We start from the raw sequence: 26,296 nt of genomic DNA on the forward strand, positions 1-26,296 counted from the left end.
TTTTTCTATCCGGCAAGATCAAGGCCCGACGCTTCAACAACACTGAAACTTAACATTGTCTGGTTATTGGCGACCGACTTTATGGAAGGTCTTGCCGCAATGGATGACTTGAGCGACGAAGAGCGGGATTGCCTGTCGGCGAACATTGCCTGGCTTGAACGTACGGACCCCGATGACTGGCATCGCGTCGCGTTGGATTTCAACTGGAGCGAGCCGCTATATTTGCTCGACTGGATCGTTCGGCGCGCCGAATGCGACGTCGCGACGGCCCTGACGATTTTCTGGAAGGGCGAGCCGGGGTACTGGATCGCGGACGGATCGCGGTTGGCGGACAAACCAAACGGTTTTTCGTACCTCAACAAACACATGTGCGCCTATATCGCGACGCGCATCGGCGAGGGCGGTTATTCGCGATCGAAGATCGCTTATGCACCCGACACTTGGACAAAGAAGGACTATGTGGACCTTGCCGCGCGGGCCGCGCAGCTGGAGAAGCCGAAATTTGGGGTCCACCCCGACCTTATTCGCGACCGCACGGGCTATCCCGTCGCGAATGACGCGGCGTTCTACGCACGATACCCCGACGCATTTCATCGTTCATTTTTCTGCGAGCTTCCGGCGGAAACCCCCAAGGCCCGCGCGTTGATCGATCGCGTCCAGCAGATCGAAAAGGCGACGTCGCACCTGTTGCCGTCGTGGCTTCGGCGCTAGCTTCCGCGCCGGCCGAATCGCGTATCGCTACTTTACACGACCGGTTCTAATCGCGCTTTTTCAGCCCGTTGGCGACAAAATCATTCGCGATCCGCGCGATTTCCGAAATGTCGGCGTCGGCGTCCCACAGGCCGTAACGCATGCCGAGAAACACGTTCATCCCGCCGATCGCCCAGGCGTGAATCTCGCCGACGTCGGCGCGAATCTCGCCGCGCGCCGCGCCATCCTCGAGCCGCTGGCGCACGCGCGCAACGGTGGTTTCATAGTGACGCCGGTAGCTGGCGTAATCGACGAACTCGGCCTCGTCGATAATCCGGTAGATTTCCTTATGCTCGCGCACGAACCCCAGGAAGGATTCAAGCCCGATGCGCTCGGCGCTGATCTCGTCGGGCGCCGCCTGCACCAGCGGCGTGACATGGTCGCGTAGCTGCTCGCTCATATAGCGGACCAGCGCCTGGAAGATTTCCTCTTTCGAATCGAAATAGGTGTAAAAACTGCCGAGCGCGGTCCCGGCGCGGCGGGTGATGCCGCTGATCGATGCTTCGTGAAAGCCGCGCTCGCCAAATTCCACCGCCGCGGCGTCGAGCAGTTTGCGCAAGGTGCGGCGCCCGCGATCGGTGCGCGGGGTCTTGTCGCGCGCCTCTCCCGCGGCGATCGGTGCTGCGTCTTGCGGCTGATCCATGGCTATCTTCCGTCTCCCCTCCGCACGCCCCCCGCTGCATCGTGGCTTTTTCGCACCACTGGCAAGCAAAAAACGACGAAGTCATATTCCAAGTTGAAACTTGGTTCATGTTTCATTATTGGGTGCGTCGCGGCTTGGCAAGCACCGGGCCCAAAAAAACGACAGGGGCGGCAAGCGGTCGCTCCTTACATGGGAGAGTCCTACATGCGTCCTTTCGCTCGTCCGCTGCGCCGCGCCGTCCTTGCTTCGAGCGCGCTGTCCATGCTCGCCTTCACCCCGGCCGTCTTTGCCCAGGAGGCCGCCGCACCCGCCGATGAGGCGAGCACCGACGCCGGAGACGACGAGATCATCGTGACCGCCCGCCGCCGCGACGAACGCCTGATCGACGTCCCGGTCGCGATCACCGCCTATTCGGGCGAGGCGCTGACCAAGGCGGGCGCGATCGACATCACCGATGTCGGGCAGACGACGCCGAACACCACGCTCGAAGTGTCGCGCGGCACCAATTCGACGCTCAGCGCCTTCATCCGCGGCGTCGGCCAGCAGGATCCGGTGTCGGGTTTCGAACAGGGGGTCGGCCTCTATCTCGACGACGTCTATCTCAATCGTCCGCAGGCCGCGGTGCTCGACATCTATGACGTCGAACGCATCGAAATCCTGCGCGGGCCGCAGGGCACGCTCTATGGCCGCAACACCATCGGCGGCGCGGTCAAATATGTGACCAAACAGCTGCCAGAAGAATTTTCGCTCAAGCTCAAGGGCACGCTCGGCACCTATGACCAGGCCGACCTGGTCGTCACCGCCAGTGCCCCGATCGGCGACATCGTCCGCGTCGGCGGTTCGATCGCGCGGCTATCGCGCGGCGGCTTCGGCGACAATCTCACCACCGGCCTTGAAAATTACAACAAGGACGTCTGGGCGGGGCGCGGCACGGTCGAACTCGGCGGCTATGGCGCGCCGGTGCTGATCCGCATTTCGGGCGACTATACCAAGGACAAGAGCGCGCCGCGCGGCGGCCACCGCCTGATCCCCTCGCTGCGCACCAACGCGCCGGTGCTCGACAATGTGTTCGATAGCCGCGGCGGCCTCAACGATCCGAAGCAAGAGATCGAATCCTATGGTCTGGCGTTCAATGTCACCGCCGAATTGACCGACACGGTGACGCTGCGGTCGATCAGCGCCTGGCGCAAGGATACATCGGCGACCCCGATCGATTTCGACGCGCTGCCCGCGGTCGATGTCGACGTTCCCGGCTTCTACTTCAACGAACAGATCAGCCAGGAATTCCAGCTGCTCTACGAAGGCGACCGGCTGAAGGGTCTGCTCGGCTTCTACTATCTCGACGCGACCGCCGACACCCTGTTCGACGTCCGCATCTTCAACACCCTCGCCGGGCTGACCGCCTTTACCGAGGCCGATGTCGATACCACGACCTATGCCGTGTTCGGTGACGCGACCTTCGATTTCAGCGACCAGCTCAGCCTGTCGCTCGGTGGTCGTTACACCTGGGACACGCGCGAAGCGTCGATCCTGCGCCAGAACTATCTCGGCGGCGGGTCGCCGGTGTTTGGCGGGGCGGGAGTCGCTTTTGGCGCCCCCGGTACCGATTTCGACGGCAAGCGCAGCTTCAAGAAATTCACCCCGCGCGCCTCACTCACCTTCAAGCCGACCCCCGACCATACGCTCTACGCCAGCTATTCGCAGGGCTTCAAGGGCGGCGGCTTCGATCCGCGCGGCGTCGGCGTCAACGCCCCCGATACCGATGGCAATGGCATCCGCAGCGACGCCGAAATCGCCGCTTTCCTGAGCTTCCGTCCCGAAAAGGTCGAAAGCTATGAAGTCGGTTACAAGGGCAGTCTGATGGACGGCGCGGTCAATGTCGCGCTCGCCGGCTTCTATGCCGACTATACCGACGTCCAGATCCCGGGCTCGGTCGCCTGCACCGTCAGCGGCCTGCCCAGCTTCTGCGGCATCGTGTCGAACGCCGGCAAGGCAACCTTCAAGGGCGTCGAATTCGAAGGTCGGGTCCGGCTGGGCGAGGATCTGGCCGCGGCGGGCGACCGGCTGACGCTGTCGACCGCGCTCGGCTACATCGATGCGCAATATAAGGAATATGTGTCGAACATCGGCGGTCGCCCGACCGACGTCGCCGAATTCCGCGAGGTGCAGAACACCCCCAAATGGACCGCCAGCGGCACCCTCGCCTACGCCACCCCGATCGGCGACGGCGACCTCAGCTTTGGCACCACGCTGTCGTACCGCAGCAAGACCTATCAGTTCGAAATCCCGAACCCCTACATCGATCAAAAGGGTTTTGCGCTGCTCGACGCGAGCGTCGTCTATACCGCCCCCGACGATCGCTGGAGCATCGGGCTGTTCGGCAAGAATTTGACGAACAAGGAATATAAGACCTCAGGCTATACCTTCATCAACGTCAACCCGACGACCGGCGCCCCGATCCTCGGCGGCAACGGCCTGCCGACCTCGGCGCTCGGCACCGAAGGCACGCTGACCGCCTTTTACGGCAACCCGCGGCAGATTTTCGTCACCGGCACGGTCAAGTTCTGAGCCAGCGGCGATCGGCTAAAGGGGAAAGGGGCGTCCGAAGCGGCGCCCCTTTCTCGTTGTTGTGATGGATCGGCGGCGATGCGGGCGGTGAGATGGAGGGCTTACGTTTCCCTTTCCGTCGTCCCGGCGAAGGCCGGGATCTCACCCTGTCGCATTACCGCACCGGCGAGATCCCGGCCTTCGCCGGGATGACGAGGTCGTGGTACGCTGTAGCTTGGTGCAACCATCCGCAGCTCTTCCCCTAATGACCTAGCTCCGGCGCCGCGCCCGCAGCCACCATCCGCTCGCCGTCGATGACGATCGGACTCGCCAGCCCATCGACGAAAGCACCCTCGGGCCGGAATCGCATCCCGCGCGCCGTCACTTGCGGGTCGGCGAATACCGCGGCCATATCGTTGATCGGCCCTGCCGGAACCCCCTGCTCCTCCAGCGCGAGGGCCAGCGGCTGCGCGTCCCAGCCCGCGATCTTCGCCGCGAGCAGGGGGATCAGCGCGCTGCGATTTGCCAGCCGCGCGGCGTTGGTCGCGAACCGCGCGTCATCGGCCCAGCCCGCCTCGCCCAAAATCACGCATAATTTACGGAACTGGCCGTCGTTGCCGACTGCAATTACCAGTTGGCCATCGGCGGTCGCGAACGCCTGATAGGGGACGACATTGGCGTGGCCGTTGCCCATGCGGCGCGGCACGGCGCCGCTCGCCAGATAATTGGCCGCCTGATTGGCGAGCACCCCGACCTGGCAATCGAGCAGCGCCATGTCGATATGCGCGCCCGTCCCGCTGACGTCACGGCGGCGCAACGCCGCCAGGATCGCGACCGCCGAATACATGCCGGTAAAGATATCGGCATAGGCAATCCCCGCCTTTTGCGGCGCGCCGTCGGGCTCGCCGGTCAGCGCCATCGCGCCGCCCATCGCCTGAATGATGAAGTCATAGCCCGCGCGGTGGGCATAGGGGCCGGTCTGACCGAACCCGGTGATCGAACAGACGATCAGCCGCGGATAAGCGGCGATCAGCGTCGCGGGGTCGAGGCCATATTTGGCGAGCCCGCCGACCTTGTAGTTTTCAATGACGACATCGGCATCGGCGATCAGGTCGCGCACCGCGGCCTGCCCCGCACCGGTGGCAATATCGATCGCCACCCCCGATTTGCCGCGATTGGTGCTGTGATAATAAGCTGCGCCGAGATTTTCGCCGCCTTCGCCCATAATGAAGGGCGGTCCCCAGCTCCGCGTGTCGTCGCCAACCCCCGGCCGCTCGACCTTGATCACCTCGGCGCCCAGATCGGCGAGCAATTGCCCGCACCACGGGCCCGCCAGCACCCGCGCCAGTTCGACGACGCGGATGCCTGCGAGCGGTTTCGCGCTGTCAGCCACCAAAGGCGGAGATGCCGGTGATCGCGCGGCCCAGGATCAGCGCATGGACGTCGTGCGTCCCTTCATAGGTGTTCACCGTTTCCAGGTTCACCGCGTGGCGGATGACATGATAGTCGGCCGAAATCCCGTTGCCGCCGTGCATGTCGCGCGCGACGCGGGCGATATCGAGCGCCTTGCCGCAATTGTTGCGCTTCAGGAAGCTGATCGCATCGGGAATCAGGCGCCCTTCGTCGATCAATCGCCCGACACGCAGCGCCGCGTGCAGCCCGAGCGTGATTTCGGTGAGCATATTGGCGAGCTTCAGCTGGACGATCTGGTTCGCCGCGAGCGGCCGCCCGAACTGCTGGCGTTCGAGCGTGTAACCCCGCGCCGCTTCGTAGCAGAATTCCGCCGCACCCATCGCGCCCCAGCCAATGCCGTAGCGCGCCCGGTTGAGGCAGCCGAAGGGACCTTTGAGCCCCGACACATTCGGCAGCAGCGCGTCTTCACCGACCTCGACGCTGTCCATCACGATTTCGCCGGTGACCGAAGCGCGCAAGGACACCTTGCCCTCGATCTTCGGCGCCGAGAGGCCTTTCATGCCCCTTTCGAGAATGAATCCGCGGATCGCGCCGCCATGCGCTTCCGATTTCGCCCACACGACGAAGACATCGGCGATCGGCGAGTTGGTGATCCACATCTTGGCGCCCTTGAGGCGGTAGCCGCCCTCGATCTTTTCGGCGCGGGTGCGCATGCCGCCGGGGTCGCTGCCCGCGTCGGGTTCGGTCAGCCCGAAACAGCCGACCAGCTCGCCCGAGATCAGCCCGGGCAGATATTTGCGCTTCTGCTCCTCGCTGCCATAGGCGTTGATCGGGTGAATCACGAGGCTGCTCTGCACCGAACAGGCCGAACGATAGCCCGAATCGATGCGCTCGACTTCGCGCGCGATCAGCCCGTAGCTGACATAGTTCAGCCCGGCGCCGCCATATTCGGGGTCGATCGTCGCGCCGAGCAGGCCGAGCGCGCCCATTTCCGACATGATCTCGCGGTCGAAGCGCTCGTCGAGAAACGCCGAGGTGACGCGCGGCAGCAACGCATCGGTGGCATAGGCGCGCGCGGTGTCGCGGACCATCCGCTCCTCTTCGCTGAGTTCGGCGTCAAGCTGAAGCGGGTCGAGCGGGTCGAGCGCTTCGATGCGCTGCGGATCGGCGAGGGCCATGGAAAGGGGCTTTCTCTATATGGCGAGCAGCCCTTTCGGGACGCGCGCTAGGGGGTCGGGGCCGCGGTGCTGCGGGCGATTGCGGCAGCGGGACTGTCGCGCGGCTCCAATATCGCGGCGGTCTCGATCAGGTCAAGCGCACGCCGCGCCTCATGATAGCGCCGCGCATCGATCAGCCAGTCATTGGCCGCGGCGGCCCCCGGCAGCGCCTCGACCTCGGCAATCGCCAGATCGGCCTGCCCAGCCCCCAGATAACGTCGGGCGCGATCGAGGCGTTCGGAAGCGCGCGGCGACTGCGTTCCCGCCGCGCGGACGACGAACAATTCGCTCAGCTCGCGGCGAAAGCCGGTCCACAGGCTGCCACTGTCATCACCGCCTCGCCCGACGAGCTGCGGCGCCAGCGTGTCGAGTTCGGCGCGCAATTGTTCGAGCGTCACCGGATCGCGCGACGTTTCGATGATCGTCTTGACCGCATTGGGCTGGTCGTCGCCGAAACGCAGCCGCAATTGCGCGTCGAGATAGCCGAGCGACAGGCCGCGATCGAGCGCGCGGCGCACCGCAAAGGCGACGAGCAATCCTTCCGACCGCGATGCGTTGCCCGACGCCGATTCGGCCTCCAGCGTAATCCGCGACAGCCGCTGTTCGAGCTCCGCCACGCGCGCCGCCAGCGCATTGGCGCCATCGACGGGCGCGACGACCAGCGGCGCGCCCTTCGGCACCGCATCGGCGATCCGCACCGGATCGGCCATATCGCGAACCGCTGGCGGCGCGATGACGTTCGCCGCAGGGGCGGTGTCGGTAGTGGTCAGCCAGCGATTCACCGCCCAGCCCCCTCCGGCAATACCGATCAGCAGCAGGAGCAGGGCAGCGATGGCGAGCAGCCGAAACGATGGTCCCCTGGCCGGGACCGCCTCGACCGCAGGCGAGGGGGTGTCGATGCTATCGATTGCCATATGTCTCTTTCGAACGACCCTATTTTCCGCCCTTGTGGCACAAAGCATGCGCCAGTGCCAACATTGCCGCGTCGGTGGGCGCTGGCGCCGCGACCCGTTCGCCCCATCCCGCGCCCGCCGCCGCGGCGACGGCAGGGCTGATCGCGACGAGCGCCAGATGCGCGCGCGATGCGCCGACGAGGTCGCCGATCCGCCGCGCCGCGCGCACAGAATGGGCGAGCAGCACGGCAGGCGCGGCGATGACCTCGGCCCAGTCGCCCGGCGGTTCTGCCGGCTCGACACCATAGCAGGCGCGCGGGTCCAGCAGCGCACCACGCGGATCGAATTCGGACCGTTCGCGGCCGCAAAGCCATAATATCCGGGCGATTTTTTCGGACGCCATGGCGTCAAGCAAAGCCTGGCCATCGGCCGTGCCGGTCTGCACCACGGTCAACCCCGCCGCCCGCGCCGCGTCGGCGGTTGCCTCTCCCACCGCGTGCACGGGCAGCGCCGCCAGCTCGGCAAGCTGCGCGCCCGCAAGCCGCACCGCTTGTGCGCTGGTCAGCAGCAGCGCGTCGTAGTTGGCAGGCGCCGGGAGCGCCCAGTCGATCGGGTGCGCGGCAAACAGAGGCATCGCACGCGCGTCGAGGCCAAGCGCGGCGGCGCGCGCGATCGTGGCGCTGTTGCCCGGTTCGGGGCGGGTGACGACGAGCGGCAGGCCGCCGCTCATGCGGCGAACAGCCGCCGCACCGTATCGGGAGCGTCGTCGAGCAATCGCCGCGCCAGCGCCGCTGCCGCATCGTCATGATCGATCAGCGCATGCCCCGCGGCATGATCGGCGCCGTCGTCGGAGTAAATTTCGGCGTCCATTTGCAACATGCCGTCATCGCGCCAATGCGCATGCGCGGCAACCGGCGAGCGACAATCGCCGCCCAGCGCCGCCAGAAAGCTGCGCTCTGCCGCGACCGCGCGATGGGTCGGCGCATGGTCGATCGCCAGGAGCAAGGCCAGCGTATCACCATCGGCGGCGCGGCATTCGACCCCGATCGCGCCCTGCGATGCCGCCGGGAGGAGCACCGCGATGTCCTGCGCCGTGCCGACCGCGTGCATCCCCAGCCGGTCGAGCCCCGCCGCCGCGAGCAAGGTTGCGTCGGCCTCGCCCGCCGCGAGCTTCGCCAGCCGCGTCGCGACGTTGCCGCGCAGCAGCACAGGCTCCAGATCGGGCCGGATTCGCCGGACCTGCGCCGCGCGGCGCGGACTGCTCGTGCCTAGCCGCGCGCCGTGCGGCAGATCGGCGATCGTCGTTGCCGCCATCCCTTCGCGCACGACCAGCCGGTCGCGCGGATCGGCGCGTTCGAGCATCGCGCCGAGGGCAAAGCGCGCATCGCGGATGGTTTCGACGTCTTTCAGCGAATGGACCGCAATATCGATCACCTTGGCATCAAGCGCCGCGTCGAGCTCGCGCGTCCAAAGTTCCTTGCCGCCCACCTCGGCCAGCGCACGGTCCTGGATCCGGTCGCCGGTGGCGGTCATCGGCACGATGGTGAGCGCCTCGGGCGCAAGGCCGTGCGCCACGATTAGCGCCGCAACCGTCATATGCGCCTGCGCCATCGCCAGCGGCGATGCGCGGGTACCGATGCGAAGCGGGTTTTCGGGGGTCGGAAGGTCGATCATCGCAAAGCTGCTAGCGCGGCTTGCCCTGCCGATAAAGGGGCGGGTAAAGGAACGCGCAAGATAATGACTCTGATCCTCGGCCTTGAATCGAGCTGCGACGAAACCGCGGCAGCGCTCGTCGACAGCGACCGGCGCATTTTGGCGCATCGGGTCGCGGGGCAAGAGGCCGAGCACGGCCCGTTCGGCGGCGTCGTTCCCGAAATTGCCGCGCGCGCGCATGTCGACCGGCTCGCGCCGATCGTCGCAGGCGTGCTGGGCGATGCGGGCGTGTCGCTCGCCGATGTCGATGCCATCGCCGCGACCGCCGGACCGGGGCTGATCGGCGGGGTGATGGTCGGACTGGTCACCGGTAAGGCGCTTGCCCACGCCGCAGGCAAGCCGCTGATCGCGGTCAATCACCTTGAAGGCCATGCGCTGAGCCCGCGCCTCGCCGACCCCGATCTGAAATTCCCCTATCTGCTGCTGCTCGTCTCGGGCGGCCATTGCCAATTGCTGCTCGTTAAGGGAGTCGGCGACTATCGCCGCCTCGCCACCACGATCGACGACGCCGCAGGCGAAGCATTCGACAAGACCGCCAAACTGCTCGGCCTCGGTTATCCGGGCGGCCCGGCAGTCGAGCGCATCGCGCGCGAGGGAAACCCCCATGCGGTGCCACTGCCGCGCCCGCTCGTCGGCAGCGCCGAGCCGCATTTCTCTTTTGCTGGGCTCAAAAGCGCGGTCGCGCGTGCCGCCGCCAGCGGCGCGCACAGCGTCGCCGACCTCGCCGCCTCGTTCCAGCAGGCGGTCGTCGACTGCCTTGTCGACCGCAGCCGCATTGCGCTCACCGCCTGTCCCGGCGCGACCGCGTTCGTCGTCGCGGGCGGAGTCGCCGCCAATGGCGCGATCCGCACCGCGCTGACCGATCTCGCCGCGCGCTTCGATCGCCCCTTTGTGGCGCCGCCGCTGTGGCTGTGCACCGACAATGGCGCGATGATCGCCTGGGCGGGGGCCGAGCGCTTCGCCGCGGGCCTGTTCGATGACCTCTCGGTCGCCGCCCGCCCGCGCTGGCCGCTCGATCCGGCCGCAGAAACCGTGCGCGGCGCCGGAGTGAAAGCATGACGTCATACAAGAATTTCGGCGTCGTTGGTGGCGGCGCCTGGGGAACGGCGCTCGCCCAGCTGCTCGCCGCTGACGGTGCCCCGGTGCGCCTGTGGGCGCGCGAAGCCGAGGTCGTGACAGCGATCAATGCCGAGCATCGCAACCCGGGCTTCCTGCCTGGCGCCGCGCTGTCGGCCTCGCTGACCGCGACCGGCTCCCTCGTCGACATGGCTGAGCTTGACGCGCTACTCATCGTCGTACCGGTGCCATTCCTGCGCGCCGTGCTCGCCGATCTGCCCGCGGGCGACGCGCCGCTTATCTTTTGCAGCAAGGGGATGGAGGCGGGCAGCTTTGCCTTCCCGATCGACATGGCGCGCGACCTCGCGCCGCAGCGTCCGCACGCGGTGCTGTCGGGGCCAACCTTTGCCAACGAAGTCGCCGCCGGGCTGCCGACCGCCATCACCCTCGCCGCCGCCGATCCCGACCTCGCCGCCGCGATTGCCGGAGCGATCGCGCGCCCGCATTTCCGCCCCTATGTGTCGACCGACGTCATCGGTGCCGAAATTGGCGGCGCGATCAAGAATATCCTCGCCATCGCCTGCGGTATCGTCGACGGCGCCGGGCTCGGGCTCAACGCGCGCGCTGCGTTGATCAGCCGCGGCTTTGCCGAAATGACGCGCTTCGGCCTCGCGCGCGGCGCGCAGGCTGAAACGCTCGCGGGGCTCGCCGGGCTCGGCGACCTCGTCCTCACCTGCACCTCGTCCAATTCGCGCAACTTCGCGCTCGGCCAGGGGCTCGGACGCGGCGAGGATGCCGCCACGCTGATGGCCGACCGCCGCACCGTCGCAGAGGGCGCATTCAGCGCCCCGGTCGTCGCCGCCGCGGCGCGCGCCGACGGTATCGACATGCCAATCTGCGACACCGTCGCGCGGCTGGTCGCGGGTGAAACGCGCGTCGCCGATGCCATTCACGCCCTGCTCAGCCGCCCGCTGCGATCCGAGGGCCGGTGATCGAGTGTACGGATTTGCCTGCGCCCCCGCACCGCGCTAGACTGCGCGCCGGGGATCAGCAGAAGGGGCGGCGGGCTTGAGCCAGACGGATAGCGCAGCCGCGCCCGCATCGGCCGCAGCCCCATCGGGCGATGCCGACACCGCCGCGCTTGCCAAGGGCGGGCGCACCAACTTCTTCGGCTTCATCCTGCGCTTGGTCGCGCGCCTGCCTTTCCTCTATGTCGCGGGGCGCTGGTACGGCCCCGAAGCCGTTGGGCGCTTCGCCTTTGCCGTGCTCGTCATCGAGCTGGTCGCTCAGCTCGCGACCCTCGGCCTGAAGCGCGGGCTCGCCGAACAGCTCAGCGTTCCCGGCGCCGATCATCGCACGGTCGTCTGGGACGGCATGTTCGTCGCCTTTCTCGCGTCGGCGGCGGGGTCGGCGCTGCTATTCCTGCTCCCGCAGCTCATGTTTCCCGCCGGCGATGTCGGCGGCAGCGATCGCTGGATGGCATTGCTCGTCTTCGCGATTGCGGGAACTGACATCGCACTCGCCGCCTGCGCCTATCGCTTTGACATCGGCACAACGGTGCGCGCGCGCGCGATCGTCGAACCCTGGGTGATCAGCGCCGCAGCGGCGGGATTCTGGTTCGTATCGGTCCGCGACGGGTTGATGCTATCCTACGCCGCCGCGATGGTCGGGGCGTTCCTGACGGCGCTGATCCCGATGCTGCGCCACTATGGCGGGCCGCGCGGCTGGCAACCGCATCCGGCCACGCTGATCGCAGTTGCGCGGCGCAACGCGCCGCTCGCCGCCGCCGATGCGATCGAATGGGGCACGCGCCGCCTCGACCTGTTCATCCTCGGCCAGTTCACCTCGCCGACCATCTACGGCATCTATTACATGGCGCAGCAGGTTGCATCGCTGCCGCAAAAGCTGAAAACCAGCTTCGAGCCGATCCTTGGCCCGGTGATCACCCGCAATCTTGCCGAAAAAAAGCTTGCCGCCGTGGCGGCACAGGTCAGCCAGGTCGGTTTCTGGATCATCGCTGCGCAGGCCGGGGTGGCGCTCGCGCTTGGCATCCCGGGTGAGGCCGTCATGGGCCTCGTCGGCCCCGAATTCGTCAGCGGCACCGCCGCGCTCGCCTTCCTGCTCGCCGCCGAAGTCGTTGCCGCGACCGCGGTCGTCAGCGAAGCCGCGCTGGTCTATGTCGCGCGCCACCGTAACCTTTTGATCAGCATCGCGACGCTGGCGTTGCAGGCGGTGCTCAGCGTCACGCTGATCCTGGTCGCACAGTCGATGGGCCTGCCCCCGATCACCTACGCCGCCGCGGTCGCGCTCGCGCTGATGCTCGCGCTGGGCTTTGCTTCGGTGGTCAAGGCCCGGCTGCTCGCGCGCGTCCTTGGCGCACCTGTCAACAGCCTGCGCTGGGCGCTGGTGTGGGCCACCGCGGGCGCCGCGATTCTGGGCTGGGGCGCGACGCAGCTGCCCGAATGGGCCGAACTGCTGATCGGCGTGCCGGTGATCCTCGGCATCTATTCATGGCTGATCTGGACCCGCGGCTTCGGCCCCGCCGACCGCGCGCTGTTCAAGAAACACCCTGAGGCGGCGGGGTCAGAGCCCGCCGCCACCTAGCGTCTGGCGTCGATTACTTCACCGCTTCCTGCGCGGCATCGCCGACATCCTGCGCCGCATCGCCGACCTTCTGCGCCGCTTCGGTGATCGCGCCCGTTTCGGCGCTGTCATTGGCGAGGAACTGGAACGCAAAAAAGCCCGCGACCGCCAGCACCACCAGCAGGATCAGGCCCATGCCCAATCCGCCGCCACGCCGCGGTTCGCGATCGATGATCGTCGTCGTGTGGGTCGTCCCGTCGGGGGCGCGGGTTTCGTGAATCTCGTCGGCCATGCCATCCTCCTGTGCCATTTGTCTGGCGCATAGGACGCGTTGGCTGGCCGAAAGTTCCTATCCGATCCGCGCGGCGACCTTCGCGCGAAGGTCGGTCTGGGCACGCGGGCCGACTTGCGCGATGATTTCGCGCGCGCACACCGCGCCCATCGTCAGACAGTCGGCGACCGAGCGACCCTCGGCCAGTGCCGCCAGGAAACCAGCGGCGAACAGGTCGCCCGCGCCGGTCGTGTCGACCACCTCGTCGATCGGCTCGGCGGCGACTTCGGTGCGTTCACCCTGCTGAATGGCGACCGCTCCATGCTCGCCGCGCGTCGCGACGAGCAACGGAACATCGGCGGCCACCTTGGCGAGCGCAGTTTCGAAATCGCCTTCCTGCGCCAGTTCGAGCAGCTCGGCCTCGTTCGCGAACAGGATGTCGATCTCGCCCGCCGCCATCATGCGACGGAAATCCTCGCCATGGCCGGCGACGACGAAGGTGTCCGACAAGGTGAACGCGACGCGGCGACCCGCCGCCTTGGCCATCCCGATCGCTTCGGCCATCGCCGCGCGCGAGGCGTCGGCGTTCCACAAATAGCCTTCGAGGTACAGGATATCGGCGTCGGCGATCAGCGCCGCATCGAGCGATTCACGCCCCAGATTCTGCGACGCGCCCAGAAAAGTGTTCATCGTCCGCTGGCCGTCGGGGGTCACCAGGATCAGACAGCGCGCGGTCGGCGCGCCGCCGTCCGACGGCGGCGTGTCGAACGCGACGCCGAGCGAGGTCAGGTCGTGCGTGAACACCTGCCCGAGCTGGTCCTGCGCGACCTGGCCGATGAAGCCGCAGCGCCGTCCGAGCGCCGCCATTCCGGCGAGCGTGTTCGCCGCGCTGCCGCCCGACATCTCGATCGCCGGGCCCATCGCCGCATAAAGCCGCTCGGCCTCGTCGGCGTCGATCAGCCGCATCGATCCCTTGACCAGATTTTCGCTCTCGATCAGCGCGTCGTCGGCGCGGGCAAGGACGTCAACAATCGCGTTGCCGATGGCAACAACGTCAAAACGGGCGGTGGCGGCCATGAAAGATCCTGTGATGCGTGGGAAAAACTGCCGCGCTTTAGGGATGCGGGCGGGTCAAGGCAAGCGCGACGCTTGACGCACGCCCCGCCGCCCCGCATCCCCGGGCCATGACCCGCGCCGTCCACGCCTTTTTCCTCGCGCTTCGCGATCTGCCGAACCCGCGCGTGCTGCGCATCCTGCTGCAAAGCCTCGCGCTGACCTTGTTCCTGCTGATCGTCGTGGGCGCCGCACTCTATTTCGCAGCGCGCTGGGCGATGGGCTATTGGGGGTGGCTGGGTGCCGCCGAACAGGACATGGCGGGCCTCTTGGTTGTCCTCCTGATCGTCGCGGGCAGCTGGCTGCTGTTCCGCGTCGTCGCGATCGTCGTCGTCGGGCTGTTCGCCGACGCGATTGTCGCCGATGTCGAGGGGCGCCATTATCCCGCCGCCGCCGCGCGCGCCGTCGACGTCGGCTGGCGGCAGAACATCGGCCTCGCGCTTGCGTCGCTGGTGCGGCTGATCGGCGGCAATCTGCTCGCGCTGCCGATCTATGTCGTGCTGCTCGTCACCGGCATCGGCACTCCGATCTTTGCGCTGTTCGTCAACGGACTGCTGCTCGGCCGCGATCTCGAAGCAATGGTGCTGGCGCGCCACCCGGGCCGCCCGCGGTTCGATCGGCCCGCCCGCTGGTCGCTCGGGCTGCTGTCCGCCGCAAGCTTTGTGGTGCCTGTCGCCAATTTGTTGGCGCCGATCGTCAGCGCCGCTATGGCCGTCCACATGCTCCATTTGGCGAGCGGGGACCCGAACAGATGATCAAAAACAATCGCCTGGCGATTCTCACCGGGCTGGCCATGCTGCTCGGCGGCTGCGCCGGAAACGCGATTCCGCGCGCCACCCCGCCCAAGGCGCCGTCCGCGGCAGGTCCGATCACCGCGCCGCGCCCGACGCAGAACAACAGCCTGATCGGGCGCCCCGCCAACGCCGCGCTCGGAATGTTCGGCAAGCCGCGCCTCGACGTCGCCGAGGGTGTGGCGCGCAAATTGCAGTTCGCTGGCACCACCTGCATCCTCGACATCTATTATTACGCGCCGCGCCAAGGCGCCGATCCGCTCGCCACCCATGTCGATGCGCGCACTCCCGACGGCCGTGATGCCAATGTGCCGAGCTGTATCGAAGCGCTGCGCCGCTAGAACAGGCGCCGACCAGACCAACCGTAGCCCTGAGCTTGTCGAAGGGCGACTATCGCCGAGAAGCGCCCTTCGACAAGCTCAGGGCTACGGTAATGAAATCGATATTGACGTCACGACGTCAATTCATTCAGCGCCCACCGCGCCGCATCCGCCACCATCGGCGTTTCGTCTTCCGCGAGCCGCTCCAGCACCGGCCGAAAACCGGGATCGCCGCTGTTCCCCGCCGCAATCACGGCGTTGCGCACCATCCGCCCGCGCCCGATGCGCTTGATCGGCGACCCCGCAAACACCTGCCGAAACCCGGCGTCGTCGAGCGCGAGCAAGTCGGCGAGCGACGGCGCGACAAGTTCGCCGCGCGGCAAAAAGGCCCGGTGCGCGTGCGCCGTCTCGGCAAATTTGTTCCACGGGCATACCGCGAGGCAATCGTCGCAGCCATAGACGCGGTTGCCGATCCCTCGCCGCAGGTCGAGCGGGATCGGCCCGTCATGCTCGATCGTGAGGTACGAGATGCATCGCCGCGCATCGACCCGATAGGGCGCGGGAAACGCCTGCGTCGGACACGCATCCTGACACGCCGAACAACTGCCGCAGCGGTCGCGCCCCGGCACATTCGGCGCCAGCGCCAGCGTGGTGTAAATCGCGCCCAGAAACAGCCAGCTGCCATGCTCGCGGCTGACCAGATTGCTATGCTTTCCCTGCCAGCCCAGCCCCGCCGCCGCCGCCAGCGGCTTTTCCATCACCGGCGCGGTATCGACGAACACCTTGAGCTCGGTTCCGGGGACTTCGGCGACCAGCCAGCGCGCCACCGCCTTCAGCGCCTTTTTGACGACGTCATGATAGTCGCCGCCCTGCGCATAGACCGAAATTCGCCCGCGACCCGGATGATCGGCGAGCGCCAGCGGGTCATGCGCCGGGGCATAGCTCATCCCCAGCGCGATTACCGAATTCACCTCGGGCCACAGCCCTTTCGGCGATCCGCGCTGCGCCGCGCGGCTTTCCATCCAGATCATGTCGCCGTGGCGTCCTTCGGCAAGCCACTGGTTCAACCGCGCGGCGGTCTGCGGCGCGGCATCGGCATCGGCGATCCCGAACGCGACGAATCCTTGCGCGCGCGCCACCGCCTCCAGGCGGTGTTCGAGCGATGAGGTTTCAGCAGGCAAGGCTTCGGCAACCATTGCCGCTCTATACGCGAGCCGCCCGCCCGTGCCATAGCGTGTGGATGATCTTATCAGGGACCGCAGCTTGAACGATTTCAGCGTCGAGGCGATCGGCCTCACCAAATATTTCGGCGATTTCAAGGCGGTCGACAATGTCAGCCTGACCGTGCCGACCGGCAGCATCTATGGCGTGCTCGGCCCCAATGGCGCGGGCAAGACCACCAGCCTGCGCATGACGCTGGGCATCATCGACCCCGACGAAGGGTCGAGCCGCATCTTTGGTGCGCGCCCCCAATCGGTGCGCCACCGCATCGGCTATCTCCCTGAAGAACGCGGGCTCTATCCCGGGATGAAGGCGCGCGAGGCGATCGCCTTCATGGGCGCACTGCGCGGGCTCGACTGGTCCGAAGGCCGTCGCCGCGCCGCGACCTTCATGACCGAACTCGGGCTCGAACGCGTGATCGATGAGAAAATCCGCAAGATGTCGAAGGGCATGGCACAGATGATCCAGCTGATCGGCTCGATCGTCCACGCCCCCGACCTCATCGTCCTCGACGAACCCTTTTCGGGGCTCGATCCGGTCAACCAGGAACGGCTCGAAATGCTCGTCCGCCGCGAACGCGACCGCGGCGCCACCGTGCTGTTTTCGACCCATGTCATGGCGCACGCCGAGCGCCTCTGCGACCGGCTGGCGATCATCGCACGCTCGCAGCGCCGCTTCGAAGGAACGGTCGACGACGCGCGCAGCCTGCTGCCGATGCAGGTCCGCTATACGGCGCGCGCCGACGCCAGCCCGGCGTCGATCGCCGCGCTCCTGCCCGCTGGGGCCGAGCCGCGCGGCGACAGCTGGTTCTTCCCGATCGAGGATGCCGACGTCGAACCGCTGCTGGCGCGGATCACCGGCAGCGGCCTCGGCGTCGCCGGCCTGTCGATCACCCGCCCCGCGCTCCACGACGCGTTTGTCCATATCGTGCGCCAGGTCGACGCGAGTTTCGACGCCGATGCGGGAACCGACGCAGTCGAGGAGGCGCTGGCATGACTCCCTTCCTCAAGAATATGCTCGTCGTCGCGCGACGCGATTTTCTCGCCATCGTCGCTACCCCGACCTTCCTCCTCTTTCTCCTCGCACCCTTGTTCATGGTCGGCATGGGCCTTGCGGGCGGCATGGGCGCCTCGCAACTTGCCGACAGCGCGCGCGGCGCCGGGCGCATCGTCGCGGTGGTCGACGCCAGCGACGTCGAAGCGCTGCGCGCCGCCGATGCGCGGTTGCGCGCGAGCATCGCGCGCCGCGTCCCGGTGCTCGAGGTCCGCATCGCCAGCGCCGCCAACACCGATCCGGTCGCCATCGCGCGCGAAAAGGGCAGCGACACCTATGCCGTGCTCAGCGGTCCGCTCGCCACCCCGCGCATCGTCGAGCGCGAGCCGGACAGCAACGCAGGCCGTTATCTCGCCCTGCTCGCCGACGATGTGCTGCGGTCAAAGGCTGCCGGGCCGCTCCCCCCGATCGCACCCAAATATGAAGCCTTGTCGAGCGGCGGCACCAGCATCGCGCTCCAGCAATCGCTGGGCTTTGGCGCGGTGTTCATCATCTTCCTGCTCACCCTGCTGCTCGCCGGACAGACGGTCAGCTCGCTCGCCGAGGAAAAGGGCAACAAGGTCATCGAAATCCTCGCCGCCGCGGTCCCGCTCGAAAGCGTCTTCCTCGGCAAGCTGCTCGGTTTCCTGGGCGTCGCCGTGCTGTTCATCGCCTTCTGGCTGGTCATGGCGCTCGCCGGCGGGCTGATCGCGGCCTTGCAGGTCGATCCCGCGGCGCTCGCGTCGATGCAAAGCGCCAGCAAGGCGGCGGCCGCCCTGACCGCGGCGCCCGCAACCGGCTGGCCCTTCTTCCTTGGCATCGGCTTTGTCTATTTCATCCTCTCCTTCCTGCTGCTCGGCGCGGTGTTCCTCGGCGTCGGGGCGCAGGCGGCGACGGTGCGCGAAATCCAGATGCTCAGCCTGCCGATCACCATCTTCCAGGTCGGCATGTTCAGCCTGTCGACCGCCGCCGCCAGCGCGCCGGGGAGCAGCCTGTCGACGATCGCGCAGATCTTCCCCCTCTCCTCGCCGCTCGCCATGGCCGCCCGCGCCGCGACCGACGACAGCAAGGTGGTCCATCTCCTCGCGCTCGGCTGGCAGGCGATCTGGGTCGCGCTCGTGATCTTCATCTCGGTCCGCCTTTTCCGCGCCGGGGTGCTCAGCGGCGGCAGCAGCTGGAAATTCTGGCGGAAGACGACGCGCGGGTGATCAAAACCAGTCGTCGCCCCCGCGAAGGCGGGGGCCGCCTGCGGCTTACGCAGCGCGGCACGAAACGGCCGCCAGCGGCCCCCGCCTTCGCGGGGGCGACGTGGTGGGTACATCAGCTCCCCGCGCCAAACGCCGACCGCCTCACCGCTCATTGACAAAGCTGTAAATAGTGGCATTCTGCAACTGAATCGGCCGCGCGATGACGGCTGGACGGAGGATAGCCATGGCCACCCAAATTCGCACCGCTCCCGAAATCGCCAACCCGCTCGACGTCAGCCGCGCCGAGCTGTGGAGCGAGGACCGCTGGCAGGAACCGATGCGCCAGCTGCGCGCCGAATCGCCCATCTATTATTGCGAGGATTCGAAATTCGGCCCCTATTGGTCGGTGACCACCTACAAGCCGATCCAGCATATCGAGGCGCTGCCGAAGATTTTCTCCTCATCGTGGGAATATGGCGGGATCACCGTCGCTGGCGACGGCGTCGAGCATCTGAAAGAGGGCGAGATCCCGCTGCCGATGTTCATCGCGATGGATCCGCCGCAGCACACCGCGCAGCGCCGCACCGTCGCCCCGGCCTTTGGCCCGTCCGAAATCGAGCGGATGCGCGCCGACACCGTCGCGCGCACCGCAGCGCTGATCGATACGCTGCCGATCGGCGAGCCCTTCGACTGGGTCGAAAAGCTGTCGATCGAACTCACCACCGACATGCTCGCCATCCTGTTCGATTTTCCCTGGGAGGAACGCCACCGGCTGACCGCCTGGTCCGACGCGCTGGGCGACATCGAATCGTTCGACACCACCGAACAGCGGCAGGCGCGCACCGCCAAGGCGTTTGAGATGGGCGCCGCGTTCAAGGAATTGTGGGACCGCAAGGCGCTGAACCCCGGCGAACACGACCTCATATCGATCATGCTGCAATCCGACGCGATGAAGCATATGAGCGAGCATGAGTTTATGGGGAACCTCATCCTGCTCATCGTCGGCGGCAACGACACGACGCGCAATTCGATGTCAGCCTATGCCTATGGCCTGCACTGTTTCCCCGAGGAACGCGCCAAGCTGGAGGCGAACCACGATCCCGAGCTCGCGGTCAACGCGATGCACGAAATCATCCGCTGGCAGACCCCGCTCGCGCACATGCGCCGCACTGCGATGGAAGATACCGAGCTGTTCGGCCACCAGATCAAAAAACGCGACAAGATCGCGCTCTGGTATGCCTCGGCCAACCGCGACGAGAGCGTGTTCCCCGATGGCGACCGGATCATCGTCGATCGCGAGAACGCGCGCCGCCACCTCGCCTTTGGTTATGGCATCCACCGCTGCGTCGGCGCGCGTGTCGCCGAATTGCAGCTGACGACGCTGATTTCCGAAATGCAGAAGCGCCGCCTGCGCGTCAATGTGCTCGCCGAACCTGACCGGGTGCATGCCAGCTTCGTCCACGGCTATCGCCATATGCAGGTCGAGCTGGAGAAATATTGACGCGCGATGAAACCTGGCGCCACAAGATCACGTATCTGACGTGAAGGCCCGGCGCCCGGGTCAGGAGTCCGCCATGATCGACCGTCGTTATGTCCTTGCTGGCCTCGCCCTCGGCGGCGGCATCATCGCCGCGCCGATGCTCATGGCCAAATCGTCGCGCCCGCAGGCTGCGCCCGGCTGGCGACTTTCCGAAGCTGAATGGAAAAAGCGGCTGACCGCCCAGCAATATTATGTGCTGCGCGAGGCGGGAACCGAACGCCCGTTCAGCCATCCGCTCGACAAGGAAAAGCGCACCGGCACCTTCGTCTGCGCGGGCTGCGCGCTGCCGCTCTATTCCAGCACGACCAAATATGACAGCAAGACCGGCTGGCCGAGCTTCTGGGCGCCGCTGAAGGGCGGAATCGCGACATCGACCGACTATGACCTGGGCTATGCGCGCACCGAAGTGCATTGCAAGCGCTGCGGTGGCCATCTTGGCCATGTCTTCAACGACGGCCCGAAACCGACCGGCAAGCGTTACTGCATGAACGGTACCGCGCTGAGTTTCCGCCCCGCCTGACGCCGCTCGAATGGCGTCGTAGCGTCAATTGGCTACGGGCTTCACCCGCCACACCGACAATCCAGCGCGCGAGGCAATCGGCACCGGTTCGAGCCACGCGGGCGCTTTCTGCGCGTATAGTTGCGCGGCCAGCGCGTCCTTGCGCGCCCCGCGATATTGCGCGAAGTCATTGGCGGTCCGGCAAAAGACGATCAATGTCGCGCCATGTTTGCGAACCAGAGCCTCAGCCCTTGCGGGGTCGCCCGCAAAGACACGGATACTGTCAGCCATCGCTTCCTTGTTACGATGGTGCGGGGTCGCGACCAGGCGATGACGCGTCCAGAAGATGACCGGCGCGCCGAGGTCGATCGGGGTCAGGATCGTTGTCGTCTCCAAGCGATCGAGTGCCGCGACAGCCGCCGGATCGAGACAGGTGCCCGCGTAGCGCGCTTTCGCTACTTCGTCTTTTGCGTCAGCCTGCAAGCCCGGGAATACCAGACCAAGTACCGCGGCCACCGCGATGCTGCCAAGCAGCGGCAGGGTCAGCGACGCCATTGCCGACGCCAGCACGCGCGGGATCGTCGCTTGGATGCTCCGCGCCCAGCCCCAAACGCGCAGGCCGATCCAAGCGCAACCGGGCAAAGCAAAGATATGGGCGGTTGACACGCTCCGCAGCACGAGCAGCGACAGTAAGGTCGCGCCCGCCAGCGCGACGAACACCGTCGTCCAAGCCTTGCGATCGTCGGCGTCGGCGCAGCCACGCCACGCCAAAAAAGACCCCGCCAAGCCAGCGATCGACGGTGCCAAAACAAAAATTGCGTCATAACCGCGCGACGCCCACAAGGGCTGGCCTTCAAGGACGTTGCGATACCAATATTCGACGACAATCGGATCGAGCGAGGCGAACGGACCTTTCGCGCAAAGTGGTTCGGTTCCTACCAGCGCAGCCGCCGCCGCCAGCCCCGCGCCGCCCAGCAGCCCGAGCCGCAGCCACACCGCCGCCGGATTGGCTCGGACGACCGCGAAGGTCGCCGCCGCTGCTGCCACGAACGCTGCCATATAGGGCGCCGACAACGAATCGCACCAAGTGCCCGTCAGGCCGACCGGACCGCGCGTGACGAACTGAAGCAGAATCGCGCCCCCCGCAAGCGCGCCGAGATATCCGCACAGCCGATCGCGATCGGCAGGGCGCGCATGGATTGACCAGCGTAGCGCCGCAAGCGCAGCGAATAGCGCAACGATCGGTAGCCCTTCGATCGATACCGCGAGCAAAGCTGCGGCGAAGAAACCGCCCCATAGCCCCGCGCGCCAGCTCGCTGGCCGCAGCGCCTGTGCCATGATCAGCATCGCCAGCAATATTTGCCAGCCGTGGTGATCGACCCGCAGCGGTCGGAACTGCATCACGATGAAACCCGACATGATCAGGAACAGCGGCACCACATAGGCGATCCGCCGATCGGACAGGCCTCGATAGCCAAGCGCGCAGGCGGCACTCAGCGCAGCGCCGAGCATCGGGGGCCACAAGGTCATCACAATGCGCTCGGCCATCGCCTGCCCGAACAGCGGCGTCAGCAACGCTATAGCGGCTGCCAGCGGTGCGTCGACGATTCGGGACCAGTGCATGAGCACCCCGCCGCCCGCCGGATTGACACGATATTGCGTCAGATCCCACCAGCTTTGCCCCGCCAGCAGGTCGCGGACCTGCGCCATGCGCATTGCATCGTCAGTGTCACCAAGGTCGAGCGCAACGATCGACGGCCAGTTGGCCATGATCGCGATCAGGCTCATCGCGCCCCATATGAGCAGCGCGATACGCAGCGGCGTAAGCCGCGCCCCGAAGCCGATTGCACGCGGCGGCGCACCGGTCGCGGACAGCACCGCCGCATCGGTCACGCCGCGGCGGTCCGGAAAACGATATGCCGGCGGAGCAGATAGGTGGTCTGGAAACTGACGACGATCGCCGCCAGTTTGGCCAGCCGCGGATCGAGCCCCAGCGCGCTGCCGGTGCCGACGATCGCCGTCGTGACGGCAAGACCGACCAGCGCCGACCCGACGAACAGCATTTTTTGGCGATGTCGCTCACCGGTACCGCGCGCCGCGGCGCCGTCGGCAAAGACGAGGCGGCTCGAGACCAGCCAATGGACCAAGATCCCGGCGCAATAGCCGACCGCCGACGCCGCCATCGGCGACAGTCCCGAATCGAGCAGCAACAGGAACAGCGCGGCATCGCTGCCCAGCGCGAGCACGCTGGCGAGCAGATAGTTCAGCCAGCGAATCTCGCCGCGGCGAACCGCTCCAACCAGTTTGGTGACGGGAAGCATGGCAAGAACCCCTCCGGCCAAGACGTCAGGCGGCCTTGGTCACGCGCGCGGGAACGTCGCGCACCGACGCCAGCGCGGCCTGTTCGCCCTCGGTGCCGCTCTCATGATATTCGGCGTCCTCGTTGACGCCCCAGATGTCGTACACCCGTTCGCCCGCGACGATGTTGCGCACCGTCAGCATCGCGGTCATCATCGCATGATCCTGGTTGTTGTAGCGGTGCATGCCGTTGCGCCCGACCATATGCAGCGTCGGATAACGCGCCTCGAGCTCGCTGCGCATCGTTTCGACATGCGCGGCATAATCATCGTCATAGACCGGATAGGCCTTTTCCTGCCGCACCACCGCGCCGCCAACGACATCCTTGGGATCGCAAAGGCCCAGGATCGCCATTTCCCTCGTCGCCAGCGCAATCAGATCATCGTCGCTCGACGCCCAAAGGCCATCGCCTTCGAAACAGAAATATTCGAGGCCGACGCATGCGATCGCCGGGTCGGGCACCATTTCGGGCGACCAGCTGCGGAAATTCTGCACCCGGCCGACCTGCACCTTGCTATCGTGGATATAGATCCAGTTGTCGGGGAACAGGTCCTCCGACCGGATTTTCAGCGCGACGGTCAGAAAATCGCGATATTTCAGCGACGGCGCCGCGGACAGCGCGCAGGCAGGCAGCGGATGGATACGCGCCGCCAGCTCGCGCATCGGCGCCGAGCTGATGACATGCGCTGCGTCGATCACGACATCGCCATCGGGACCATTGGCGGTCAGCCGCCAGCGTCCGCTGACCTGGTCCTGCGTCAGCTGCTTGAAGCTGTGCGCCATCAGCACATGGTTGCCGCCCGCGACCACCTTGTCGCGCGCCGCATCCCACATCATGCCGGGGCCAAGCCGCGGATAACGAAAGGTTTCGAGCAAGGTCTTGGTCGCCATGCCGTCATTGGGCTTCTTGTTGAGCCCGAGGCTGCGCTTCAGCCCGTCGAGCACCGCGGCACCGAGGCTCAGCCCCTTGATCCGCTGCGCCGCCCAGTCTGCCGACATCTCGTCGCACGGCATGCCCCACACCTTCTCGGTATAGGTTTTGAAGAAGATCGAATAGAGCTTCCGCCCGAACTGGTTGATCGTCCAGTCCTCGAAACTGCGGACATTCCTGTTCGGCAGCAGCTTGGCCTGCGCATAGCTGATCATGCACAAGGTCGAGCGCACGACGCCGAGATTCCACAGCGCTTCGAACGCGCGCAGCGGGTAGGAATAGAATTTGCCCTCATAATAAATGCGGCTCATCCGCGGGCGCTGGATGAAGTCGTCGGGCAGAATCTCGTTCCACAGATCGACGACTTCCTGGCTCTTCGAAAAAAAGCGGTGGCCGCCAATGTCGAAGCGAAAACCCTCATGCTCGACCGTCCGGCTGATCCCGCCGACATAAACCGGATCCTTCTCGATCACCGTCACCTTATAACCCTGTTGGGTCAGCTGATAGGCAGCGGTGAGCCCCGCCGGCCCCGCACCAATGATGGCAACATCGGCGCTGGTCGGACGGCTTTTCGAAATACGGGCGTCGGTCACTGAATATTCCCCCACAGACAGATTGGGCTCTAACTGGCGTAGAACGCGCTAAAAAATGGTTAACGTGACGGTAGGAAATGATGCTCTACCGCGGAATTCAGCGGTTAAGGACGGGAGCGCGGCGGCAGGATCTGATAAACACTCAACGCTCCTGAAGAGAGCCGCGGGTCAAGGGTCAGCCAGTCCACCCGCTTTCCCTGCACCAGCTGCGCAGCGAGGCCGCGGGGTGCCTCCTTCGCAAAGCGCTGCATTTCGGGCAGGCCGAGGCAGGCGATGAGATAATGGACACGCTCGCTGCGAACGATCGGCTCAGCCGCCGCGGGATCCGCAGTATAGGCGGCGATGACCCGGCGCATCGCGGGTGCATTGCGATGATGCCCGGTCGCCACGACGCTGTGCCGGGTGCGGACGAGCAACGCGGGACCAATATCGATCGGCGCGAACAAGTGGGTCGGCGGCACCTGGTTCAACGCAGTGAGAGCGGCCTCAGTGGGACATTTTCCCATATCTTGCCCCTCACTCGCCGGCGCGCCGGCGATCGCAAATGCCAGCTTCGCGCCCACCGCGGCATCGACCCCGGGCAAAGCTGCAAAGATCAGCAAGATCGACGCGACCCGGGCCGCAAGCGATCGCCGTTGCCGGCTCCAGCGCCACAATCCGATCGCCATTGCCGCAAAGGCAGGGATCAGAAACGCGTGGGTCGTCGCGCCCATCCGGGTCACAAAAAGGGACATCAGCGCACTGGGCAATATAATGACTGCGACGCGCGTCCAATTCTCTTCAGTGATATCGCCGCGACTCTTGCGCCACGCCCACGCTAGCGCGGCAAGGCCGACCAGCGTCGGGGCGAGATAGAGCATCGCATAGGGTAATTTCTGGGTCCAGATCGGTCGCCCCTCGTACACTAGGTCGTACCAATAATGTTGCACCAGCGGATCGAGCATACTGAAAGGCCCGGAAAGACAGGGCTTGCCGATCAGGACAAAAGCTGCGCCGCCCCCGATTGCCGCCACCACCAAACCCGTTACGCGGTGTAGCACCGACCGTGACAGCACCGCGGATGCGTGGACCCAAATGCACGAAATCGTCGCGGCGACTGCAACCGCGGCCGCATAAGGCAATGAAAAACTGTCGCAAAACACTGTGAGCGTCGATATCGTCCCGCGCATCGCCAATAGCCAAGCGATCGGCAATACCGCTAAGCCAAGCGTAAAACCGGCAAACCGCCGCCCTGCCGCCGAATCGCGCAGCCAGTCGTAAGCAAACAGCCCGCCGAAGATCGCAAGATAAGGTAGTCCCTCCAGCGAAATTTCGACGTGCAGCGTGACGATCACTGCCGCTGCCAAGCCGTTGGCAAATGTCGCGGGCCGCAACGCAATCCAGAGCAAGGCAACCGACAGGAGCAGCTGCCAGCCATGGTGGTCGATACGCATCGGGGCAAAAAACTGCAGAAAGGTCACGCCGGTGAAAGCGATCAACAGCCCAACAACAACCACTTGCCGACCGCCCAGCAAGGTCAGGATCCTGCCAAGGAGCATGAATAGCGGCAGGATCAGCAGCAAAGGCTGAAGCGCCAGCGCCCAGCGCTCGCCCGCGACCTCCCCCATTAGCGGTTGCAACAACAG

General features: G+C 66.1%; 24 protein-coding genes. 11 read left to right on the forward strand and 13 right to left on the reverse strand.

Annotated elements, in window-relative coordinates:
* Window positions 1-99 precede the first annotated feature (99 nt).
* Window positions 100-711, forward strand: coding sequence for a DUF4274 domain-containing protein (locus tag G9408_RS14700; protein WP_168454712.1), 612 nt, complete (start codon window positions 100-102; stop codon window positions 709-711).
* Window positions 712-757: 46 nt separating this feature from the next.
* Here the strand turns inward: G9408_RS14700 and G9408_RS14705 are convergent, their stop codons facing one another.
* A complete protein-coding gene (locus G9408_RS14705) occupies window positions 758-1,393 on the reverse strand; it encodes a TetR/AcrR family transcriptional regulator (protein WP_168454713.1) in 636 nt (211 codons plus the stop codon).
* Between the two features lie 204 nt (window positions 1,394-1,597).
* Between G9408_RS14705 and G9408_RS14710 the strand changes: the two genes are divergently transcribed.
* A complete protein-coding gene (locus G9408_RS14710; protein WP_168454714.1) occupies window positions 1,598-3,961 on the forward strand; it encodes a TonB-dependent receptor in 2,364 nt (787 codons plus the stop codon).
* Between the two features lie 241 nt (window positions 3,962-4,202).
* Here the strand turns inward: G9408_RS14710 and G9408_RS14715 are convergent, their stop codons facing one another.
* From G9408_RS14715 to hemC, 5 genes are read right to left on the reverse strand one after another with little or no spacing between them, the layout of a single operon-like run.
* Complete coding sequence (locus tag G9408_RS14715; protein WP_168454715.1) at window positions 4,203-5,333, reverse strand: CaiB/BaiF CoA transferase family protein; 1,131 nt, start codon at window positions 5,331-5,333, stop codon at window positions 4,203-4,205.
* Window positions 5,326-6,531: an acyl-CoA dehydrogenase gene (locus G9408_RS14720; RefSeq protein ID WP_168454716.1), complete on the reverse strand. Its 1,206-nt coding sequence runs from the start codon at window positions 6,529-6,531 to the stop codon at window positions 5,326-5,328. The genes G9408_RS14715 and G9408_RS14720 overlap by 8 nt, the downstream gene beginning before the upstream one ends.
* Before the next feature lie 47 nt (window positions 6,532-6,578).
* On the reverse strand, window positions 6,579-7,484 hold the full coding sequence (locus G9408_RS14725; RefSeq protein ID WP_168454717.1) for a mitofilin family membrane protein: 906 nt from the start codon (window positions 7,482-7,484) through the stop codon (window positions 6,579-6,581).
* A gap of 19 nt (window positions 7,485-7,503) precedes the next feature.
* Window positions 7,504-8,193, reverse strand: coding sequence for a uroporphyrinogen-III synthase (locus G9408_RS14730; protein ID WP_168454718.1), 690 nt, complete (start codon window positions 8,191-8,193; stop codon window positions 7,504-7,506).
* Window positions 8,190-9,137: a hydroxymethylbilane synthase gene (gene hemC / locus G9408_RS14735; protein ID WP_168454719.1), complete on the reverse strand. Its 948-nt coding sequence runs from the start codon at window positions 9,135-9,137 to the stop codon at window positions 8,190-8,192. The genes G9408_RS14730 and hemC overlap by 4 nt, the downstream gene beginning before the upstream one ends.
* Window positions 9,138-9,200: 63 nt before the next feature.
* Here hemC and tsaD point away from each other — a divergent pair, with 63 nt between their 5' ends.
* The 3 genes from tsaD to G9408_RS14750 all read left to right on the forward strand — a co-directional run bounded on the left by tsaD (window position 9,201) and on the right by G9408_RS14750 (window position 12,836).
* On the forward strand, window positions 9,201-10,235 hold the full coding sequence (gene tsaD / locus G9408_RS14740; protein ID WP_168454720.1) for a tRNA (adenosine(37)-N6)-threonylcarbamoyltransferase complex transferase subunit TsaD: 1,035 nt from the start codon (window positions 9,201-9,203) through the stop codon (window positions 10,233-10,235).
* Entirely contained in the window at window positions 10,232-11,224 is a 993-nt protein-coding gene (locus G9408_RS14745) for an NAD(P)H-dependent glycerol-3-phosphate dehydrogenase (protein ID WP_137869786.1), read from the forward strand. The genes tsaD and G9408_RS14745 overlap by 4 nt, the downstream gene beginning before the upstream one ends.
* 76 nt (window positions 11,225-11,300) lie before the next feature.
* A complete protein-coding gene (locus G9408_RS14750; protein ID WP_168454721.1) occupies window positions 11,301-12,836 on the forward strand; it encodes a lipopolysaccharide biosynthesis protein in 1,536 nt (511 codons plus the stop codon).
* Window positions 12,837-12,849: 13 nt separating this feature from the next.
* Here G9408_RS14750 and G9408_RS14755 read toward each other — a convergent pair whose 3' ends face one another.
* Together G9408_RS14755 and G9408_RS14760 are read right to left on the reverse strand one after the other, a co-directional pair.
* A complete protein-coding gene (locus G9408_RS14755) occupies window positions 12,850-13,107 on the reverse strand; it encodes a hypothetical protein (RefSeq protein WP_168454722.1) in 258 nt (85 codons plus the stop codon).
* Between the two features lie 57 nt (window positions 13,108-13,164).
* Window positions 13,165-14,163, reverse strand: a complete 999-nt coding sequence (locus G9408_RS14760; RefSeq protein WP_168454723.1) for an adenosine kinase — start codon at window positions 14,161-14,163, stop codon at window positions 13,165-13,167.
* 107 nt (window positions 14,164-14,270) lie between these two features.
* On the opposite strand from G9408_RS14760, the gene G9408_RS14765 reads away from it, so the two are divergent.
* Entirely contained in the window at window positions 14,271-14,954 is a 684-nt protein-coding gene (locus tag G9408_RS14765) for an EI24 domain-containing protein (protein ID WP_168454724.1), read from the forward strand.
* Window positions 14,951-15,331, forward strand: a complete 381-nt coding sequence (locus G9408_RS14770) for a hypothetical protein (protein ID WP_168454725.1) — start codon at window positions 14,951-14,953, stop codon at window positions 15,329-15,331. Before G9408_RS14765 ends, G9408_RS14770 begins: the two co-directional genes overlap by 4 nt.
* 110 nt (window positions 15,332-15,441) lie before the next feature.
* Here the strand turns inward: G9408_RS14770 and queG are convergent, their stop codons facing one another.
* Entirely contained in the window at window positions 15,442-16,506 is a 1,065-nt protein-coding gene (queG, locus tag G9408_RS14775; RefSeq protein WP_168454726.1) for a tRNA epoxyqueuosine(34) reductase QueG, read from the reverse strand.
* 67 nt (window positions 16,507-16,573) lie between these two features.
* Here queG and G9408_RS14780 point away from each other — a divergent pair, with 67 nt between their 5' ends.
* From G9408_RS14780 to msrB, 4 genes are all read left to right on the forward strand, one after another.
* Window positions 16,574-17,527 (forward strand): ABC transporter ATP-binding protein, encoded by a 954-nt coding sequence (locus tag G9408_RS14780; RefSeq protein ID WP_168454727.1) that lies wholly within the window; start codon window positions 16,574-16,576, stop codon window positions 17,525-17,527.
* The gene (locus G9408_RS14785; RefSeq protein WP_168454728.1) at window positions 17,524-18,771 is read left to right on the forward strand and encodes an ABC transporter permease; all 1,248 of its coding nucleotides are present in this window, start codon (window positions 17,524-17,526) and stop codon (window positions 18,769-18,771) included. The genes G9408_RS14780 and G9408_RS14785 overlap by 4 nt, the downstream gene beginning before the upstream one ends.
* Window positions 18,772-18,994: 223 nt before the next feature.
* Entirely contained in the window at window positions 18,995-20,251 is a 1,257-nt protein-coding gene (locus tag G9408_RS14790; RefSeq protein ID WP_168454729.1) for a cytochrome P450, read from the forward strand.
* A 73-nt stretch (window positions 20,252-20,324) separates the two neighbouring features.
* Complete coding sequence (msrB, locus tag G9408_RS14795; RefSeq protein ID WP_168454730.1) at window positions 20,325-20,810, forward strand: peptide-methionine (R)-S-oxide reductase MsrB; 486 nt, start codon at window positions 20,325-20,327, stop codon at window positions 20,808-20,810.
* 24 nt (window positions 20,811-20,834) lie between these two features.
* Here msrB and G9408_RS14800 read toward each other — a convergent pair whose 3' ends face one another.
* The 4 genes from G9408_RS14800 to G9408_RS14815 all read right to left on the reverse strand — a co-directional run bounded on the left by G9408_RS14800 (window position 20,835) and on the right by G9408_RS14815 (window position 26,233).
* Complete coding sequence (locus tag G9408_RS14800; RefSeq protein WP_168454731.1) at window positions 20,835-22,682, reverse strand: hypothetical protein; 1,848 nt, start codon at window positions 22,680-22,682, stop codon at window positions 20,835-20,837.
* Window positions 22,679-23,110 (reverse strand): GtrA family protein, encoded by a 432-nt coding sequence (locus G9408_RS14805; RefSeq protein ID WP_168454732.1) that lies wholly within the window; start codon window positions 23,108-23,110, stop codon window positions 22,679-22,681. The genes G9408_RS14800 and G9408_RS14805 overlap by 4 nt, the downstream gene beginning before the upstream one ends.
* Window positions 23,111-23,135: 25 nt before the next feature.
* A complete protein-coding gene (locus G9408_RS14810) occupies window positions 23,136-24,671 on the reverse strand; it encodes an NAD(P)/FAD-dependent oxidoreductase (RefSeq protein WP_328804478.1) in 1,536 nt (511 codons plus the stop codon).
* 104 nt (window positions 24,672-24,775) lie between these two features.
* A complete protein-coding gene (locus G9408_RS14815) occupies window positions 24,776-26,233 on the reverse strand; it encodes a hypothetical protein (RefSeq protein ID WP_168454733.1) in 1,458 nt (485 codons plus the stop codon).
* Window positions 26,234-26,296: the final 63 nt, after the last annotated feature.

Origin of the sequence: Sphingopyxis microcysteis (genome assembly GCF_012274265.1) — a bacterium.
Lineage (GTDB): Bacteria > Pseudomonadota > Alphaproteobacteria > Sphingomonadales > Sphingomonadaceae > Sphingopyxis > Sphingopyxis microcysteis.